The following is an 18,156-nucleotide window of genomic DNA, read 5'->3' as shown; positions in this document are numbered from 1 at the left end:
GGCTCAAACGTTGTTCATGAACCGCCGTGGTACGGAACCGTATGCCCGGTGGTGTGAGAGGACAGGGGAGGCGACTCCCCTTCCTACTCGATTAGCGTCGTTCTCATGCCGTGCACGTTTATTGCGCGCAGCATTGCTATTCAGACACAGCTTACCTTGTCGGGTGTAACGCCCGGAGATCAGGGGGCTTGGTACGCTGTGTCTTTTGGCGTGAGATGATGCCTGTCACGATAACGTCATGCTTCATAAAGTACAATATGTGTATAGCTATTGGCATGGCGCTATGCGGGAATTCGCGCTGTGATGAACAACTCTCTCCATGAACATGATTCAAGGATGAAGATATGTATCTTAATTTATTGCCCCGTTGGGCCTCAGTTTTTGGTGGCTTAAAGTTAGGCCGTAAATCTGCAAATAAACCGCCGCTAGTGAGCGATAATAGTGAGAGTGTGGAGCTTGATGAGTATTTTCATACGGCTCAAGAGCTAGGGTTGAGCCGCTATAAGGCAGAAGAAATATTCAACCAAACGCTAAGAAAAGCGCGCCGCCGCTCTGAGCTATCCATGAGCGACGTTATTTTTCGCGCTTACTGCACCATTCATCTACATGCTTATCACTAGCGGGTCGGTAGATCTGTTTGGCGCTGAAAAGTCGCTATTAGCGCTTCGGTTCCTGCCTGATCGTCTGCGGTAAAGCGCGCAGGTAGTGGGCTGTCCAGGTCTAGAACGCCCCATAGAAAGCCTTCTATCACGATGGGAATGACCAGCTCGGAGCGTGAGTCGGCATCGCAGGCAATATGGTCTGCGACGGCGTGTACATCATCGACCCGCTGTGTTTGCTGCTGACGCGCTGCGGCTCCGCATACGCCTTTGCTAAAAGGGATGGGGTGGCAGGCGGGCTTGCCCTGAAAAGGCCCTAGCCCCAGGATCTCGGGTTGACGCTGAAGATAAAACCCCACCCAGTTTAGGTCAGGTACTTCCTGCTGAATAAACGCGCACATTTGAGCGCTGTTGGTAAGCCAGTCGCGTGTATCAAGCAGGGCTTCGAGCTGGCGGTTGAGTAGCGCGTAATTAATGGTTGGCATCATTATCTCATCATAAACGCATCAGGCCGACACTAAGGTCGGCCTGATGAGGTGCTTGCTGAAGGGGTTATTCAGTCCAGCCCGGCACGGCAGCGCCTTTAAACAGCTCTTCAGCTTTGGCTGCTACTTCGTCGCGCTGATAGGCATCCACTAGTTGGCGAATATCTTCACGCTCTTCGTCACCGCCGCGTACGGCAATAAGGTTCACGTAGGGAGACTCAGGCCCTTCTTTGATCAGGGCATCGTCAAGCTTCAAACCAGCTGGTTGGGCGAACGTGTTGTTGATAAACGCCATGTCGACATCGCGCAATACACGGGGCAACTGGGCAGCTTCAATTTCACGGAAGCGGAAGTTGCGCGGATTCTCGGCGATATCGATCGGCGTCGCTTCCAGATACTCCGGGTCGTTCAGTGTGATCAGGCCTTCGTTATGCATCAAAATCAACGCACGACCTTCATTGGAAGGGTCGTTGGGCAGTGCAATCTGCGCGCCGTCGGGCAGATCTTCAATGCTATCGAATTTTTCTGAATAAGCACCGATCGGATAAACAAAGGTATAGCCTGCAACGGCAAGGTCATAGCCGCGATCGCTAACCATGGCATTCAAGTAAGGGGCGTGCTGGTAGGCGTTGGCATCAAGGCTACCGTCGGCCAGCGCAACGTTGGGCGTTACGTAGTCGGTAAATTCGATAATTTCGACATTAAGGTCGTACTCTTCTTTGGCAATCCGCGCCGCCACTTCCATGACTTCAGTTTCGGGGCCAGCAACGGTACCCATTTTCAGCGTGCGGGTTTCTGCGTTTGCAACGTTAACGGCCAGTGCCAAGGCTGTCAGGCTACCAATTATTAGTTTTTGCATGATAAGTCTCCTAATGCGTTGTATCGTCATTTTTTAATAATATTGGAATAAGAAAAATAATTCTAATGTTTTTTTGTTATAAGAGAGCATAGCCAATTGCGATCACTATTTACGATCACTTTTGCGCACCAGATAGTCGCCCAGGCTTTGAAAGCCTTGCACCATGACCACCAAAATAATCACGGTAATCAGCATAATAGTGGGGTTAAAACGGTTGTATCCATAACGGATGCCCAGGTCCCCCAGGCCGCCGCCACCTACCGCACCCGCCATAGCGGAGTAACTGACTAGCGTTACCAGCGTAATGGTTAAGCCTGTAATGATGCCGCCCCGTGCCTCTGGTACAAGTACCTTGCGAATAATCTGCCACGGGGTTGCGCCCATGGACTGAGCAGATTCTACCAGGCCCGGCGACACCTCATTGAGTGCGCCCTCTATCAGACGCGCCACAAAAGGGATGGCCGCAATGGTTAGGGGAACTGATGCGGCGTTGATGCCTATCGACGTACCTACCAGCATACGTGTGAACGGGATGATGGCTACCATCAAAATAATGAAAGGAATCGAGCGGCCAATATTAGTAATAATGCTCAATACCTGATTAAGCACTGGCTGGGCTAGAATTTGCCTTGGCCGTGTCGCGTACAACAATACGCCTAATGGTAGGCCGAGCAGTGTCGAAATGACGCCAGAGATGGCCACCATATACAGCGTATCCAGCGTGGCCTGTAAAATAAGGTCAAACATTGCGCTGGACATAACCAAGTACCTCGACTTCTAACTGGTGAGACTGAAGATAATCCATTGCCTGTTGCGTCTGCTCTGTCGTGCCAAGCAGTTCTGCAATCATAAGCCCTAAGGTGCGGTCCTGAATGGACTCGACTTTGGCCTGTAAAATGCTGACATCCACATTGCACTCGCGGGCCAGGCGGGAGATAAGCGGTGTTGAGACGGCATCGCCAGAAAACGTTAGGCGTACGACGGGGTGAGAGGTCTCTCCTGGCGTATCGCTTAAGCGTTCGATCAGCTCTTTAGGGGGGCTAAGCTGGAGAAAATCGTTCAAAAATTCGCGGCCAAGCTGAGTGCTGGGGGCCGTGAAAAAGTCGCCGACTTCTGCGTCCTCCACGAGTGTGCCGTTGGAAATAAGGCTTACGCGGTGGCAAATTGACTTAACCACTTCCATTTCATGGGTAATCAACAAAATAGTGATACCCAACTGGTGATTAATATCACGCAGCAACTCAAGAATAGAGCCGGTAGTTTGTGGATCTAATGCCGATGTTGCTTCATCACACAGCAGCACATTGGGTTGGCTGGCTAGAGCGCGGGCGATAGCAACACGCTGCTTTTGGCCACCCGAGAGCTGCGCGGGATACTGTTTGGCTTTGTCCGCCAGCCCGACCATTTCCAGTAGCGGGAGTACGCGGTGTTGAATGGCGCTACGTTTTTCACCCATCAGTTCAAGCGGCAGAGCAACGTTATCAAACACGTTCCGCGTAGTAAGCAAGTTGAAGTGCTGGAAAATCATGCCAATGCGGTGACGTGCCTGGTTTAGGGCGCCGCCGTTTAAGCGAGTCATCTCTTGGCCATCCACGGTCACGCTGCCACTGGTTGGCCGCTCAAGTAAGTTAACGCAACGGATTAGCGTGGATTTTCCAGCGCCGGATAGGCCGATAACGCCGTGAATAGCGCCTCTAGGTACGTGCAAATTAACATCTTTCAAGGCGTGAACGGCGTTATTGCCGCTGCCATAAGTTTTACTGACGTTGCTAAGTTCAATCATAGCGTCTGCCTTAATAGGAGGCCAAAGACGGAGTGCAAGGGAGCAAGCGTAGGGCGAGGAATAAAAAAAAGGCCACCCTTTCGGGTGGCCATCAACGCTGGACACACCCTTTTAGCTGCACTTCACCAAACCTGTGGCTTGGTGGGCGCCCGCAATATGGGTACAAATCGGCGCCATTACATGGGCCGAAAGTCTAAGCAGCCCCTTCCTCTTTGTCAATTGAAACCGGCTGCTTTACGCGTGTGGCCGCTTGATTAGGCGCAGTCGTGCGTTTTTAAACGTTTTTAGGCGTACTGCACTTTGCTTTGCGTCCATCAAGGCATTTGATTAGCGTCACGCATGCTGCTCATCATGCTTTCCCGGGTGCGGTGTGCGCATTGTTAACTTCTCACGGATAAACTTGCGCCGGGTTGATTTCGTGTTTGAATAGGCGTTTTCACAGCGACGTAGTAAGGGTGGATTATGTTTACCGGCATCGTACAGGGCACCGCAAGTATAGTAGAGGTGCATGAACTTGACGCGTTTCGAACCCATGTAGTGGCATTGCCACCCGAAATGCGTGAGGGGTTGGAAATTGGTGCGTCAGTGGCCCATAACGGCGTGTGTTTAACAGTTACCGCTATTGAAGGCGATAACGTTAGTTTTGATTTGATGCGCGAAACCCTGCGCTTGACTAATCTTGGTGCACTTGAACCGGGGGGGCGCGTCAATATAGAGCGTGCTGCACGGTTTGGCGACGAGATTGGGGGGCATTCGATGTCCGGCCATATTATCTGTATGGCCAACGTCGTCGCGATAGAAGAAGCTCCCAATAACCGTCGGCTTTGGTTTTCTCTACCCGACACGATTGGCCGCTTTGTGTTTGAAAAGGGGTATATCGGTGTTGATGGTATCAGTCTGACGGTCGGAGATGTGCGTCGCGCGGCAGATGATAGCGGCATTGAGTTCAGTGTGAATCTGATACCCGAAACGCTCTCACGCACCATGCTCAAAGAGCGTCTGCCTGGCGATAAGGTCAATATTGAAATTGATCCGCAAACACAGGTGATTGTCGAAACGGTCGAGCGCGTGCTGGCTAAACGATTATAAGAAAGCAGCGGGTGGTTGGCTGACCTGCTGGTTCGCTGATGGCCTGAAGATTGCTAGCGTTAGTGTCAGTGGAGGTGGCTCCGCTTAAACCGGCTGTGCGTTAGGTACTCGCATCGCGCGGGAGCTTTCGGTAATATGTGCGGCTTTTCTCGCTCCAAGGGGACGCATACTGCGTTTGCGCGAAGGATAAAACATACATGAAACTTCTGGATAAGTATTTCAAGCTCACTGAGCTAAATACGAATGTGAAAACAGAGGTGGTCGCCGGGATCACAACGTTCCTGACGATGGCTTATATCATTTTCGTAAACCCTAGCATCCTGTCGGAAGCGGGTATGGACTACGGTGCCGTCTTTGTCGCGACGTGCGTGGCGGCAGCGATTGGCTGCTTCGTGATGGGCATTTGGGCTAATTACCCCATTGCGCAAGCACCGGGGATGGGGCTTAACGCCTTCTTCACTTACGGCGTGGTGCTAGGTATGGGATATACCTGGGAAGCCGCGCTTGGTGCGGTCTTCTTCTCGGGTTTGATATTCTTCGTATTGAGTGTTTTTAAAGTCCGTGAGTGGATTATCAACTCGATACCACTCTCGCTACGCTTAGGGATTGCGGCAGGGATAGGGCTTTTTCTGGCCATGATTGCGCTTAAAAACGCAGGTATTGTGGTGGCTAATCCGGCGACTCTGGTCGCGATGGGAGATCTTTCACAGCCAGCGGCTCTTTATTCATTGCTGGGCTTTTTTGTGATTACGGCGTTGGCGTACCTGCGGGTCAAGGGCGCGGTATTAATTGGTATCCTGGGCATTACTCTCATTTCGATGCTGTTGGGGCATAATGCATACAACGGTGTGATGTCGATGCCGCCCTCTATCGCGCCTACCTTTATGGCGATGGATCTGGTGGGCGCCCTTGATGTGGCGATGCTCAGCGTTATTTTTGCGTTCCTGTTTGTTGACCTGTTCGATACATCCGGCACGCTGGTAGGGGTTGCTCATCGGGGTAATCTACTCGACAAGGATGGCAAACTGCCTCGTATCGGGCGCGCCATGATGGCCGATAGCACAGCATCCATGGCAGGCGCGGCTCTCGGCACCTCAACCACCACGAGCTATATCGAATCAACGGCGGGTATTGCATCGGGTGGGCGAACAGGCCTAACAGCCGTCGTGGTCGGTGTACTGTTTTTAATCAGTCTTTTCTTTGCGCCGTTAGCAGGCTCTATCCCGGCTTATGCCACTGCCGGTGCGCTGCTGTACGTTGCGGTACTCATGGCGGGCAGTTTATCCCATGCGAACTGGGAAGACCCAACCGATGCTGCTCCGGTATTAATTGCAGCATTGGCAATGCCGCTGACGTTTTCAATTGCTGACGGTATTGCCTTGGGCTTTATTAGCTTTGTAGGAATTAAAACGCTTTCAGGCCGGTTTAGCGACCTGAATCCTGCTGTCGTGATTCTGGCCTTGCTGTTTGCAGCGAAGTTTCTATTCCTGGGTTAATTATCCAGGCTATTTATTATTAATCTATGAGAGACGCGATGAGCATCTACGGTGACTACATTAAGTCGGTTATTCGCACCGTTCCTGATTGGCCTGAGCAGGGAGTGAACTTTCGTGATATCACTCCGTTATTACAAAACAGTGCGGCGTTTCGCAAACTAATTGATAGTTTCGTGCATCGCTATCAGGAAATGAACCTGGATGCCATCGCCGCGATTGATGCGCGTGGTTTCATTATCGGTGCACCGCTCGCCTATGAGCTAGGTTGTAGCTTTGTACCGGTTCGCAAAAAAGGCAAACTGCCTTTTAAAACGATCAGTGAAACCTACAAGCTGGAATACGGTCATTCGGAAGTAGAGCTACATTCTGACGCTTTTCAGGAAGGTGACCGGATCCTGCTGATGGATGACCTGATTGCTACCGGTGGCACCATGTTGGCCGCCGCCAACCTTATTCAGCGTTCTGGCGGGCATGTCGTAGAAACTGCCACTATTATTGACCTACCCGAGTTGGGCGGTTCTCAGAAAATTCGCGATGCTGGCTTCAGCGTATTCGCGGTATGTTCTTTCAACGAAGACGAGTAACGCCTCTCATGAGCAGCGAACGCTATCACCAACACTTCACTATTTCCTGGGACCAGCTGCACCGAGATGTGCGTCAGCTTTGCCACCAAATGATGGAGCGGGACTTCAAGGGTATTGTGGCGATTACCCGTGGCGGGTTAATCCCAGCGGCACTTATTGCACGTGAGCTTAACGTGCGCCTGATTGATACGATCTGTATTAAAAGCTATGACCATATGGATCAGGGTGGTCTGAATATCATGAAGGGCGTTGACCATGATGGCGAAGGTTGGCTGTTGGTCGATGATCTGGTGGATACCGGTAAAACCGCGCGTGCGGTACGTGAAATGATGCCTAAAGCGCATTTTGTCACTATCTATGCCAAGCCAGAAGGGCGCCCTTTGGTTGACCAATATCTCACTGAAGTGGCTCAGCAGTGCTGGATTCAATTCCCTTGGGATATGGGAGTTGCCTATGTTGAGCCTCTCGTTGATCAAGTTAAAAGGACTTATGACTAATCCATTAACGAACGACTGGGGCCGGTGGCTCGGTGATGAATTTCAAGCCGACTATATGAAGGCGTTGAAACAGTTCTTGGCTCAGGAAAAAGCGGCTAAAAAGGTTATTTACCCTCACTCTTCTGATTGGTTTCGTGCGTTTGAACTGACGCCATTGGAAGAGGTGAAAGTCGTTATTCTAGGTCAGGACCCGTACCACGGCCCCCGTCAAGCGCATGGGTTAAGCTTTTCTGTTCAGCCGGGGGTGAAAATCCCCCCGTCGCTTGCCAATATTTATAAAGAACTGGCAAACGATGTGGGCGTTAAACCGGTGCCGCATGGCAGCCTGGTTAGCTGGGCCAAACAAGGCGTTTTGCTGTTAAACACGGCGTTAACCGTTGAGCAAGGCAATGCCGCGTCGCACCGCGGCAAAGGTTGGGAGCCGTTTACCGATCGAGCAATCGAAACGGTAAGTCAGCATGCTCCGCCGTGCGTGTTTTTGTTATGGGGTAGTCATGCGCGCCAGAAAAAAGCGTTGATTGATCAGCGGCGCCATTTAGTGCTGGAGTCGCCCCATCCTTCGCCGCTGTCTGCCCATCGGGGCTTTTTTGGCAATCACCAGTTTTCTCAAGCGAACCAGTTCCTGGTGGGGCAAGGACGTTCGCCCGTTGAATGGCAACTGCCCGAAAGCGCTTAACCTGATGGACAGATGCAGGTAGAATGCGCGCAATTTTGTATGCCTGAAGATGCGGCCTGAGTCGTTATCCTGATATCACACTGCAGTGAGGAAGCCCCATGAGTGTCTACGCCATTAACCATCCGCTTGTTCAACATAAGCTGGGACTGATGCGCGAAGTTGATTTGAGCACCAAGAGCTTTCGTGAACTGGCAGGTGAAGTGGCCAAGCTCTTGACTTACGAGGCCACGAAAGGCCTGGAGCTTGAGGATCACGAAATTCAAGGTTGGAACGGCGAGCCTATCGCCACGCGCCGACTTAAAGGTAAAAAAGTAACGGTTGTGCCCATTCTGCGGGCTGGTTTAGGCATGTTGGAAGGCGTTACGGATTTGATTCCCAGTGCGCGCGTCAGCGTTGTCGGCCTTTATCGCGATGAAGAAACGCTGCAGCCTGTGCCGTATTTTGCGAAATTCGCTAACGATATTGAAGAGCGCATGGCGCTGGTGATTGACCCGATGTTGGCAACCGGTGGTTCCATGATCGCCACACTGGACATGCTGCGTGAGCGGGGCTGTGAGCATATGAAGATTATTGTTCTTGTCGCTGCTCCCGAAGGCATCAAGCGTGTGCAGGATGCTTACCCAGACGTGGAAATTTATACGGCCTCGGTAGACGATCGACTCGATGAGAATAGTTATATCGTGCCGGGATTGGGAGATGCCGGCGATAAGATATTTGGAACGCGTTAAGCGTTTTGCCTAACGGTGCCCCTTACGCTTCGCGTTGGGGGCATTTTTTTGCCTTTTCGATATAAATTGATTCCTGGGAGTTGAGTGATGAGTAATGCTGGCAGCCGGTCCGAGTCTTGGCCGAAGGTACTGCTGACCGGAGCACAAATGCTGTTTGTCGCATTTGGCGCGTTGGTACTGGTTCCGCTGTTAACGGGCCTGGATCCAAGTGTTGCACTTTTTACTGCCGGTGCGGGAACGTTAATATTTCATGCGGTTACTAAGCAGTCGGTGCCGGTATTTTTGGCGTCCTCGTTTGCGTTTATCGCGCCTATTCAGGGGTCTATTGCCAGTTTCGGTGTTTCCGCGACGCTTGGCGGTTTAATGGTAGCCGGTCTTGTGTATGTCATTATTTCCCAGATCATACGCGTACGCGGTATCGGTTGGCTAAATCGTTTGTTACCGGCGGTGGTGGTTGGCCCGGTCATCATGGTGATTGGCCTGGCGTTAGCGCCGGTGGCCGTTAGCATGGCAACCGGGGAAACCAGCGACAATATCAGCTATGGTCAAGCGATCTTTTTATCCATGGCCAGCCTGCTGGTGACGCTGGTATTAGCGGTATTTGGGCGTGGCCTGCTGCGTTTGATTCCCATTATGGGGGGGATCGTTACCGGTTATGCACTCTCCCTGGTGATGGGGGTTGTCGATTTTACACCGGTACATGAAGCGGCCTGGCTTGGAATACCCAATTTTACGGCGCCTAGCTTTCATTGGGCGGCTATTTTATTCATGATTCCTGTGGCCATTGCGCCTGCGGTTGAGCATATCGGAGATATGGTGGCGATTGGTTCGGTAACGCGTAAAAATTATCTTGAAAAACCGGGCCTGCACCGTACATTACTGGGCGATGGTTTGGCGACCATGGTGGCGGCACTGTTTGGCGGCCCACCCAACACGACGTATTCCGAAGTAACCGGTGCCGTAACACTGACGCGGGCGTTTAACCCTGTTTATATGATTGTCGCGGCGATTATCGCCATTCTGCTGGCCTTTATTTCCAAGCTGGGTGCACTGTTGCAAACGATTCCAGGTCCGGTAATGGGCGGCATTATGACGCTGCTGTTTGGCTCGATTGCTGTCGTCGGAATGAATACGCTAGTACGTGCGGGTCAGTCGCTAACCGCGCCACGCAATCTGGTGGTGGTGTCGTTGATTTTAGTGTTTGGTATTGGCGGCATGCAATTTGGGGGAGGCCAATTTACCCTGCAGGGCGTAAGCTTGGCGGCTCTCGTAGGTATTGTACTGAATTGGCTATTGCCTCGTGAGCGCGAAGGGGAGTAACAGCTCCCTCGTCCTTATCAGGATTCATTACCAGGGAAGGAGACATGTATATGGTAAGTAATGTAGCCACTGCATTTCCCGTACTCGGCGTTGTCGCTTGGAGTGGAACGGGAAAAACGACGCTACTAACGCAGTTGCTGCCACGGTTGCGCCAAGCAGGGCTAAAGGTAGCTGTCATAAAGCATGCCCATCACAGTTTTGAAGTGGATAAACCCGGTAAAGATAGCTATGAGCTGCGTAGCGCCGGGGCGGCACCGATGCTGGTCGCCTCACGGGAACGCTTTGCGCTAATGCAGGAAACGCCGGGTCAGGATGAGCCAGACCTGGCAGCGTTGCTGGCGATGATGGCTTACCATGAGCCAGACCTTGTGATTGTCGAAGGATTCAAAGCATGGCCCATTCCCAAGCTCGTACTGTATCGTAAGGGAATTGGAGAGCCGTCTATTCTTCATGATGCGACGATTCAGGCGGTGGCGCTTGATGATCAACCACCGGTTGAGCTTGACCCCCGGATTACCCCGCTAAACCTTAATGATATCGATGCAATTACTCACTGGGTGCGTACGTGGGCTAGTACTCAACCCAATGGCACATTTTTAAAACATAGGTGATAAACATGCAGCTAACCCACCTCAATACGCGTGGTGAAGCTAATATGGTCGATGTGGGTGATAAGCACGAAACACGTCGTGAGGCCGTCGCCTCGGGGCGGATTTTAATGCAGCCAGAAACGCTGAAGCTGCTAAGTGATGGCGAGTTACCCAAGGGCGATGTCATTGCAACGGCCCGTATTGCCGGTATTCAGGCCGCGAAGCGTACCCATGAATTGATTCCCTTATGTCATTCGTTGGCGCTTTCCAAAGTCTCCATTGAATTTGATATCGACCCTGCGCAGGGCTGTGTCCACGTGACGGCACTGTGCCGATTAAATGGGCGCACGGGTGTTGAGATGGAGGCGCTTACCGCGGTGTCGGTCGCGTGTTTAACGCTCTACGATATGTGTAAAGCCGTCGATAAGGATATGTGTATCGACGCTGTTCAGCTTGAAAGCAAACGCGGCGGCGTACGTGGTGATTATCAGCGCAGTGCTCGTCCGCAAGCCCCCATTGTGACGGGAGAAGGGACGGCAGGCGAAGTGACATTAGGCGAACGCTGCGCCTCGCCCTGTGTTCGGGTGAAGTTTTTAGCCGAGCTGCGTGAACGTGTCGGTGTGAGTGATACGGTGCTTGATCTGGACCAGGTGCCGAGCCGTGATATTGCGGGTTTGAAGGCTGCGCTGAGCCAGCGTGATACGCGATTTAGCGTGCTCACCGACCAGCGGACGCTGTGTGCGATTAACCAGGTGATGGCCAACGATAGCGCACGGATTACTGACGAGGATGAAGTCGCCTTTTTTCCACCCGTGACAGGGGGCTAAACGATGAATATCCAGGTCCAAGTCCAGTCAGCGCCTTTTTCATTAGGCGATGGCTATGCGTCGACGCTCGCCCAGCGAACCGATATTGGGGCGGTTGTCAGTTTTACAGGGTTGGTTCGGGACTTTAACGAGTCGCCTGATGTCACCGGGCTTACCCTGGAACATTACCCCGGCATGACAGAGCGTATGCTGGAGCAGATAGGCGAACAGGCGTGGCAGCGCTGGGCGCTTCAAGCGGTTTATATTGTTCATCGGGTGGGCTACCTGGCGCCGGGGGATCCCATCGTTAGGGTGCTGGTGGCGAGCGCTCACCGGCGCGAAGCATTTGAAGCGTGTGACTTTATTATGGATTTTTTAAAAACCCAAGCGCCGTTCTGGAAAAAGGAGCATTCCACCAAGGGTGAGTATTGGGTGAAAGAGCGCGCTACCGATTGGCAAGATGCCGAGCGCTGGTCATAAGGCTATTACAGTACGCCGCCTGGCGAGTACGCTGCGTTCTACAGGATTCGGTTGCGCCTCGTTGCGTTTATAGAGGCGCTTCTGCGGCCATTATTTGTAAGTGGACCTCGGGCATGTGCTGCATGTGGTCCGCCAACCAATGAATCAAGCGTGGCTGTAGCGCAAGGCGCAAATCAGCCAGCGTATCCGCTTTAATCTCCTCCAACTGATTGTCCAGCCATTCGCTAAAGCTATCTTCGTCGAGCGGGCTGGCGCTGCTGCTATCCAGCATCAAGCGACCGATGCGCCACCATCCGGTATCGCTGGCCGCGACAGGCAGGGCGAGAAATAAACTGCCTCGGCGCGTCGTGGTTTTGGTGGCATCCAGGCCCGGATGCGGCACAACGCTATTTTGATTAACGATACAGGGCGGTTGAGGGTGGCGGGCTTCGCAGCGCAGTCCCAAGTGGTCCATAACGATCATGTCGCCATTAACGGGTGCTAAAGGTGCGCTGATGCCCAAGGAGTCTGCAATCGCTTGGTGGGCCTGCTGGTGGCGCGCTTCGCCGTGCACGGGGATCAAATATTTGGGCCTGATCCACTGGTAGAATGTGATGAGTTCTTCTTGCGCAGGGTGGCCTGTGGCGTGCAGCTCTGGATGATTAACCTCATCAAAGATCGTGACCCCAAGTTGGACCAAGCGTTTTTTGAGCTGCTCAATGGGGCGTTCATTGCCGGGGATAGCTTTGGCAGAGAAAATGACGTTATCGCTAGGCTCAAGGTCAATAAACGGGTGGCGCCCTTGGGCGAGTCGTTGCAGTGCTGCACGAGGCTCACCCTGGCTACCGGTGGCGATAATCACCACTTCATCGGGGGGCAAATAGCCCAAATCATGAGGGGGTACAAGCGCTGGGAAGTCATCCATGTAGCCAAGTCCGCGTGCAATGCTCACCATGCGCTCCATGGATCGCCCCATCAAACTGACCCGACGGCCGCATTGATGAGCCGCCCGGCCAATGGCCAGTACGCGTGCCAGGTTGCTTGCAAAACAGGAGACCACGACGCGGCCCTTGCATTCCTTCAGGCTTTTAGCCAGCGCTTTAGCCACATCGCCTTCACTGCTGGAGTGGCCAGGCAGAGGGGCATTGGTTGAATCACCTACTACTAAATCAATCGGGGCAAGCGCTCGAAAGTGCGCCGCGTTAATGGGCGTGCCAATCAGCGGCTCTGGGTCCAGCTTCCAATCCCCTGTGTGCATTATGCGGTAATCGCCCATCACGATGACCAGCGCGCAGCTTTCAGGGATCGAATGAGTAACCGGCAAATAGCGCACCGAAAAGGGCGCCGTTTCCATTGCTTCGCCCGGCTCGATAATCTTAATCGCGGCGCTACTTAGCTGGTGTTCAGCGAATTTTGCACGTAAGAGACCTGCCGCAAGTGGGGTGGCATAGATAGGGCAGTTCCACTTGGGCCATAACCAGGCAACCGCGCCAATGTGATCTTCATGCCCATGCGTTATAAATAACGCTTGGGGCGTTATGTTCAGTGCCTCGGCGGTGCCCAGGTTAGGTACTTGAAGGGGCGAGTTAGGCAAATCCTGGCGAATCATCATGCCGCAGTCGACCGCGATCCAGTGATCGTCGTATCCATACAGCGTTAGATTCATGCCGATTTCACCACACCCACCCAGCGGCAGTAGGCGCAGAGGTGGGCGGCGGCGAGGACGAAGTTGAACGCGTGGTGGATGCATCGGTTATGAAAAGCCTAAAAAGTAATGCCTTAACTATACGGGAAGGCAGGGGCGGCTAACAATGACCCCCGACATTAGATAACGGTGCTTCGTTAATAGGGTTCCGGTACACTAGGCAGCCGTTATTTACGGCGTCGCTATTTAGCCGCTGTTTGCGGCGCCGTTGCACTATGCCAATAGACGATGCCAATAGTGGTTTGTCATTTGTATTTCGTAGGTCGTCAAGAGTACTTCACATGTCTCATTATTACCGTTTAGTCGTTTCCTGCCCCGATCAGGTGGGTATTGTTGCCCGTGTGTCTGGATTTATTGCTCAACAAGGCGGCTCTATCACCGAGGCCAGTCAGCATTCTGACTTGCAAACGGGCCGCTTTTTTATGCGTTATGAGATATTGGCCGATTCGCTTGGCATGTCCGTTGAAACATTACGCAGCGCCTTTGAGCCAATTGCTCAAGAGTTTTCCATGCAGTGGGCGCTAATGGATACTCAAAAGCGTCGGCGCGTCATCCTCATGGTCTCCCGTGAGTCTCACTGCCTGGTGGATTTACTTTACCGTTGGCAGGCAGGTGAGCTGGATTGTGATATCGCCGGTGTGATTTCTAATCACGAAGACATGCGCTCAATCGCTGAGTGGTACGGTATTCCTTATCACCATGTGCCGGTGGACCCGAATAATAAGGAAGAGTCGTTTACTCAGGTGCAGGAGCTTATTGATAACGCGCGAGCGGACTGTATTGTATTGGCGCGCTATATGCAGATTCTGCCCCCGTCGTTGTGTGAGCGCTATGCTGGGCAGGTGATTAATATTCACCACAGCTTCTTGCCTTCATTTGCCGGCGCCAAGCCTTACCATCAGGCTTATGAGCGCGGCGTAAAGCTAATTGGCGCGACGTGCCACTACGTGACGGAGGAGTTGGATGCCGGGCCGATTATTGAGCAGGACATTCATCGTGTGAGCCATTGCCATACGCCAACTGACCTGGTTCGCTTTGGGCGCGATGTAGAAAAAGCCGTATTGGCGCGAGGCCTGCGCTGGCATCTGGAGGACCGCGTTTTGATCCACGGCAATAAGACCGTTGTCTTTAGCTAAGCGTTTTAAAAACTGTTTAAGCTGAACCAGTAACAAAACAAGGGGGTGGTCATGAAAATGGCCACCCCCTTGATGCTTTTAAAATCCGATTTTACGCAAACGGCTTATTAGCCTAGCGCTTGGCCATTACCGCCACGGATGACGCCTACACCTACGCCTTCAATATCCAGGGATTGGGTTCGCAGGTCGATTTCAATCGGTGCAAAATCAGCGTTTTCCGCAATCAGCATGACCTGATGCCCTTGGCGTTGAAAGCGTTTTACGGTGACTTCATCTTCCAGCCGCGCAACGACGATTTGCCCGTCACGTACACGATCAGTGCGGTGCACCGCCAGTAAATCGCCTTCCAGGATGCCCACATCCTTCATGGATAAACCGCGTACTCGCAGGAGGTAGTCGGCTTTAGGGGTGAAATATTCCGCGGGTAGCGGGCAGTAACGGTCAATATGCTCCGCTGCAAGGATCGGGCTGCCAGCGGCCACTTCACCAATAACTGGCAAGCCCATCGGCGGAAGATCATTGCTGTTGGCTGCAACGGTGGCGGGTAATTCGCTAACGTCCTGAGCTTCCTGGTTGGGGAGGCGAATCCCCCGCGACGTATTGCGAATAATCCGGATAACGCCTTTACGCTCAAGAGCACGTAAATGCTCTTCAGCGGCATTGGGGGATTTAAAGCCCAAGGCCTTGGCAATTTCGGCGCGGGTGGGAGGGTAGCCGAATTCACCCATGGTTTTTACTATAAAATCAAAAACATGTTGCTGACGTGCTGTGAGTGGCCGCGACATACCAAACTCCATAAACAATAAAAGACAGTCGGTATCTGTCTGCTTGATCAGTATGTGTTTAAGTATACAGTATGTTGCTCTATCCAGTACATGGTTAAAAAAGCAGCTTGTTAAAACACTGTCTGTGAGCGGTAAGACGTTTGAATTAACGCTAATGTGCAGGGTAGCCAATTAAAAAAATCGGTGAATAAGGGTGATTGAGCCTGATTAAGATATGACTTACTATTCTGGCATGTTTTAAACACTCGTTTCTCCGGAGGCCATAATGGCACAATCTGACACGGTGTCACGCATTCTGGATACCGCTGAGGTGCTGTTTGCAGAGCGTGGCTTTGCTGAAACGTCACTGCGTAACATTACCAGTAAAGCGCGAGTAAACCTGGCGGCTGTTAATTATCATTTTGGTTCCAAGAAAGCCCTTATCCAAGCCGTATTCTCGCGCTATCTAGACCCGTTTACTCAGCGTTTTCATGGTGCGCTCGATGAGCTTGAAGCCCACTACGCCGATCGTGCCATCCCCCTGGAAGAGCTGCTTGAAACAATGGCCACCACGGTGCTGGCAGTGCCTGCTGAACGGGATAGTTTGAAAGTCTTCATGCGCTTATTGGGATTAGCCTATAGCCAAGCGCAGGGGCATTTACGGCGCCATATTCAAGAGCAATATGGGGATGTGTTTACCCGCTTTACCGGGCTTGTGCGTAAGGCGACCCCTGATTTACCCGATGCCGAGCGTTTTTGGCGGCTGCACTTTATGTTGGGTACGGTCATTTTCACCTTGTCGGGGCTGGATGCGCTACGTGATATCGCCTCCAAGGATTATCAGGAGCAGGTGACTGTGCGTGATTTAGTGCGACGCTTGCGCCCTGTGGTCGTTGCCGCCATGAATGCTCCACTGCCGCAAGAGGTTGAAGGAGCGCAGCATGCGAACGCCCCTGTTAGCTGAGTTGCCACCTAAAAAAGGCGGCTGGATCGAAATTGATACCGGCGCACAAATCCTGCGCTGGTGGCAGGGTCAAACACCAGACTTTGAGTGCGCTATCTCTACTGGAGGCGCTGGCGTTGGCCAGCAAGAAGGAAGTGGCCAAACGCCGCATGGCTGGCACTATGTTCGCGCGGCAATTGGCCATGAACAGCCGGTCAATGCGGTATTTAGAGGCAGGCGTTTTACCGGTGAAATTTTCTCAAGTGACTTGGCCGACGCTCATCCGACACGTGACTGGATTTTGACGCGTATTTTATGGCTGTGTGGGTTAGAGCGAGGATTTAACCGTGCAGGCACGGTTGACTCTCAGCGCCGCTATATTTATGTACACGGAACGCCGCCCGATCAACCGATGGGCAAACCTGCTTCACATGGCTGTGTTCGTATGCGCAACGAGGACCTGCTTTATATCTTTGAGCGCGCCGTGCCTGGAACGCCTGTTTGGCTACATGGCAGCCATCTGTAATGGCCTTACGCAGAGGCTTTTTTGACTCTGTGCGTTGATCGTCTAAAATCATCGGCCCTTTTGTTGGATCCCTGCTAATGACTCAACCTATTGGCCCGGTCATGCTCGACCTGGAAGGGCCTGAATTATCCAATGCTGAAAAGCGCTTGCTGCTTGAACCTGCTGTCGGTGGCGTGATTTTGTTTGCCCGTAATGTGGAAGACGCCTACCAGGTGCGCAAGCTGTGTAGCGATATAAGGCGCATACGGGGCGATCTTTTATTGGCGGTTGACCAAGAGGGTGGCCGCGTACAGCGTATCAAAAAAGGGCTTACCCGCTTACCGGCCATGGCCCGGATTGGTGAGCGTTATGCTCAAGACCCTGAAGAAGGCCGCTCTCTCGCCATGGACGCAGGTTGGTTGCTTGGCATGGAAATGGCCGCCTGTGGGCTGGATTTAAGCTTTGCACCAGTGCTTGATGTGGATAGCGGGATTTCTAGCGTCATCGGCGACCGTAGTTTCAGTGGTGACCCTGAGCACGTTGCTCAATTAGGCGCCGCTTTTGTTGAGGGCTTACATCAGGCGGGCATGGGCGCTGTGGGTAAACACTTCCCTGGTCACGGCGGCGTAGCCGCGGATTCCCATGTCGCACTGCCCATTGATGAGCGTTCAATGGAGGCAATTAAACAGCGCGACCTTGTCCCCTTTGAACAGCTAGCCCCCCAGCTTGATGGCATCATGCCCGCGCATGTCATTTATCGAGCATTTGATACACGCCCGGCGGGCTTTTCGCCCAGTTGGTTGGGGATGCTGCGTGAATCGCTGGGCTTTAAAGGCTGTATTTTTTCAGATGATTTAAGTATGGCAGGTGCTCACGAAGCGGGCTCGCCACGCGAGCGTGCCGCTGCTGCACTCGCCGCTGGCTGCGATATGTTGCTGGTGTGTAACGACCGTGCCGCTGCGCTTGAGGTCGTTGAAGCCAGCCAGGGCATCGCCAATAAGCGCCCTGCGAAACTCCGCTATGGCCGTGCACGACCTGATTTGGATGCGCTGAGCGCGCTGGGGCGTTGGCGACGTACGCATGCCAGGCTAGAAGCGCTGGCGGACTTCCCTAACCCCACCTGAATTTTCTT

At 52.8% G+C, this 18,156-nt stretch carries 21 protein-coding genes; 15 read left to right on the top strand and 6 right to left on the bottom strand.

The features are described 5' to 3' along the window. Positions 1-344: 344 nt before the first annotated feature. Positions 345-620 carry a hypothetical protein gene (locus tag INT20_RS15155; protein WP_193057209.1) on the top strand — a complete coding sequence of 92 codons (276 nt, stop codon included), beginning with the start codon at positions 345-347 and terminating at the stop codon, positions 618-620. Here INT20_RS15155 and INT20_RS15150 read toward each other — a convergent pair. The 4 genes from INT20_RS15150 to INT20_RS15135 form a co-directional block, all read right to left on the bottom strand. Beyond that, positions 617-1,084 (bottom strand): GAF domain-containing protein, encoded by a 468-nt coding sequence (locus tag INT20_RS15150; protein WP_193054650.1) that lies wholly within the window; start codon positions 1,082-1,084, stop codon positions 617-619. The two genes, INT20_RS15155 and INT20_RS15150, sit on opposite strands and share 4 nt — an antisense overlap. Before the next feature lie 67 nt (positions 1,085-1,151). Beyond that, complete coding sequence (locus INT20_RS15145) at positions 1,152-1,943, bottom strand: MetQ/NlpA family ABC transporter substrate-binding protein (protein WP_172118430.1); 792 nt, start codon at positions 1,941-1,943, stop codon at positions 1,152-1,154. A gap of 105 nt (positions 1,944-2,048) precedes the next feature. Further along, entirely contained in the window at positions 2,049-2,702 is a 654-nt protein-coding gene (locus INT20_RS15140; RefSeq protein WP_087107396.1) for a methionine ABC transporter permease, read from the bottom strand. Continuing rightward, positions 2,683-3,726 (bottom strand): methionine ABC transporter ATP-binding protein, encoded by a 1,044-nt coding sequence (locus tag INT20_RS15135; RefSeq protein ID WP_193054651.1) that lies wholly within the window; start codon positions 3,724-3,726, stop codon positions 2,683-2,685. Before INT20_RS15135 ends, INT20_RS15140 begins: the two co-directional genes overlap by 20 nt. 462 nt (positions 3,727-4,188) lie before the next feature. Here INT20_RS15135 and INT20_RS15130 point away from each other — a divergent pair, with 462 nt between their 5' ends. From INT20_RS15130 to moaE, 10 genes are all read left to right on the top strand, one after another. Then, positions 4,189-4,815, top strand: a complete 627-nt coding sequence (locus INT20_RS15130) for a riboflavin synthase subunit alpha (protein ID WP_193054652.1) — start codon at positions 4,189-4,191, stop codon at positions 4,813-4,815. 197 nt (positions 4,816-5,012) lie between these two features. After that, positions 5,013-6,311, top strand: coding sequence for an NCS2 family permease (locus INT20_RS15125; protein ID WP_172118433.1), 1,299 nt, complete (start codon positions 5,013-5,015; stop codon positions 6,309-6,311). Between the two features lie 38 nt (positions 6,312-6,349). Beyond that, positions 6,350-6,895: an adenine phosphoribosyltransferase gene (locus INT20_RS15120; RefSeq protein ID WP_172118434.1), complete on the top strand. Its 546-nt coding sequence runs from the start codon at positions 6,350-6,352 to the stop codon at positions 6,893-6,895. 8 nt (positions 6,896-6,903) lie between these two features. Then, the gene (gpt, locus tag INT20_RS15115) at positions 6,904-7,392 is read left to right on the top strand and encodes a xanthine phosphoribosyltransferase (RefSeq protein WP_172118435.1); all 489 of its coding nucleotides are present in this window, start codon (positions 6,904-6,906) and stop codon (positions 7,390-7,392) included. Continuing rightward, positions 7,385-8,068: a uracil-DNA glycosylase gene (ung, locus tag INT20_RS15110; RefSeq protein ID WP_193054653.1), complete on the top strand. Its 684-nt coding sequence runs from the start codon at positions 7,385-7,387 to the stop codon at positions 8,066-8,068. Before gpt ends, ung begins: the two co-directional genes overlap by 8 nt. Positions 8,069-8,166: 98 nt before the next feature. After that, positions 8,167-8,796 (top strand): uracil phosphoribosyltransferase, encoded by a 630-nt coding sequence (upp, locus tag INT20_RS15105; RefSeq protein WP_087107382.1) that lies wholly within the window; start codon positions 8,167-8,169, stop codon positions 8,794-8,796. An 87-nt stretch (positions 8,797-8,883) separates the two neighbouring features. Continuing rightward, on the top strand, positions 8,884-10,116 hold the full coding sequence (locus INT20_RS15100; protein WP_193054654.1) for a uracil-xanthine permease family protein: 1,233 nt from the start codon (positions 8,884-8,886) through the stop codon (positions 10,114-10,116). A gap of 50 nt (positions 10,117-10,166) precedes the next feature. Further along, the gene (mobB, locus tag INT20_RS15095) at positions 10,167-10,727 is read left to right on the top strand and encodes a molybdopterin-guanine dinucleotide biosynthesis protein B (RefSeq protein ID WP_172118438.1); all 561 of its coding nucleotides are present in this window, start codon (positions 10,167-10,169) and stop codon (positions 10,725-10,727) included. A 5-nt stretch (positions 10,728-10,732) separates the two neighbouring features. Next, entirely contained in the window at positions 10,733-11,533 is an 801-nt protein-coding gene (gene moaC, locus INT20_RS15090) for a cyclic pyranopterin monophosphate synthase MoaC (RefSeq protein WP_172118439.1), read from the top strand. Positions 11,534-11,536: 3 nt separating this feature from the next. After that, positions 11,537-11,992: a molybdopterin synthase catalytic subunit MoaE gene (gene moaE / locus INT20_RS15085; RefSeq protein ID WP_193054655.1), complete on the top strand. Its 456-nt coding sequence runs from the start codon at positions 11,537-11,539 to the stop codon at positions 11,990-11,992. A 67-nt stretch (positions 11,993-12,059) separates the two neighbouring features. Here moaE and INT20_RS15080 read toward each other — a convergent pair whose 3' ends face one another. Next, positions 12,060-13,637 (bottom strand): ribonuclease J, encoded by a 1,578-nt coding sequence (locus INT20_RS15080; protein WP_193054681.1) that lies wholly within the window; start codon positions 13,635-13,637, stop codon positions 12,060-12,062. A gap of 320 nt (positions 13,638-13,957) precedes the next feature. Between INT20_RS15080 and purU the strand changes: the two genes are divergently transcribed. Further along, positions 13,958-14,812 carry a formyltetrahydrofolate deformylase gene (gene purU, locus INT20_RS15075; protein ID WP_172118441.1) on the top strand — a complete coding sequence of 285 codons (855 nt, stop codon included), beginning with the start codon at positions 13,958-13,960 and terminating at the stop codon, positions 14,810-14,812. Between the two features lie 107 nt (positions 14,813-14,919). Here purU and lexA read toward each other — a convergent pair whose 3' ends face one another. Further along, the gene (gene lexA, locus INT20_RS15070; RefSeq protein ID WP_172118442.1) at positions 14,920-15,597 is read right to left on the bottom strand and encodes a transcriptional repressor LexA; all 678 of its coding nucleotides are present in this window, start codon (positions 15,595-15,597) and stop codon (positions 14,920-14,922) included. Positions 15,598-15,862: 265 nt separating this feature from the next. Here lexA and INT20_RS15065 point away from each other — a divergent pair, with 265 nt between their 5' ends. The 3 genes from INT20_RS15065 to nagZ all read left to right on the top strand — a co-directional run bounded on the left by INT20_RS15065 (position 15,863) and on the right by nagZ (position 18,148). Then, positions 15,863-16,540: a TetR/AcrR family transcriptional regulator gene (locus tag INT20_RS15065; protein ID WP_172118443.1), complete on the top strand. Its 678-nt coding sequence runs from the start codon at positions 15,863-15,865 to the stop codon at positions 16,538-16,540. Continuing rightward, positions 16,518-17,045: a L,D-transpeptidase gene (locus INT20_RS15060; RefSeq protein ID WP_193054657.1), complete on the top strand. Its 528-nt coding sequence runs from the start codon at positions 16,518-16,520 to the stop codon at positions 17,043-17,045. Before INT20_RS15065 ends, INT20_RS15060 begins: the two co-directional genes overlap by 23 nt. Positions 17,046-17,122: 77 nt before the next feature. Continuing rightward, positions 17,123-18,148, top strand: coding sequence for a beta-N-acetylhexosaminidase (gene nagZ, locus INT20_RS15055; RefSeq protein ID WP_172118445.1), 1,026 nt, complete (start codon positions 17,123-17,125; stop codon positions 18,146-18,148). The last annotated feature ends 8 nt before the right edge of the window (positions 18,149-18,156 follow it).

It is taken from the genome of Halomonas citrativorans, from assembly GCF_014898005.1.
GTDB classification, from domain to species: Bacteria; Pseudomonadota; Gammaproteobacteria; order Pseudomonadales; family Halomonadaceae; genus Vreelandella; species Vreelandella citrativorans.
The sequence above is the reverse complement of the archived record's forward strand: the minus strand, read 5'-3'. Positions and strand labels throughout refer to the sequence as shown.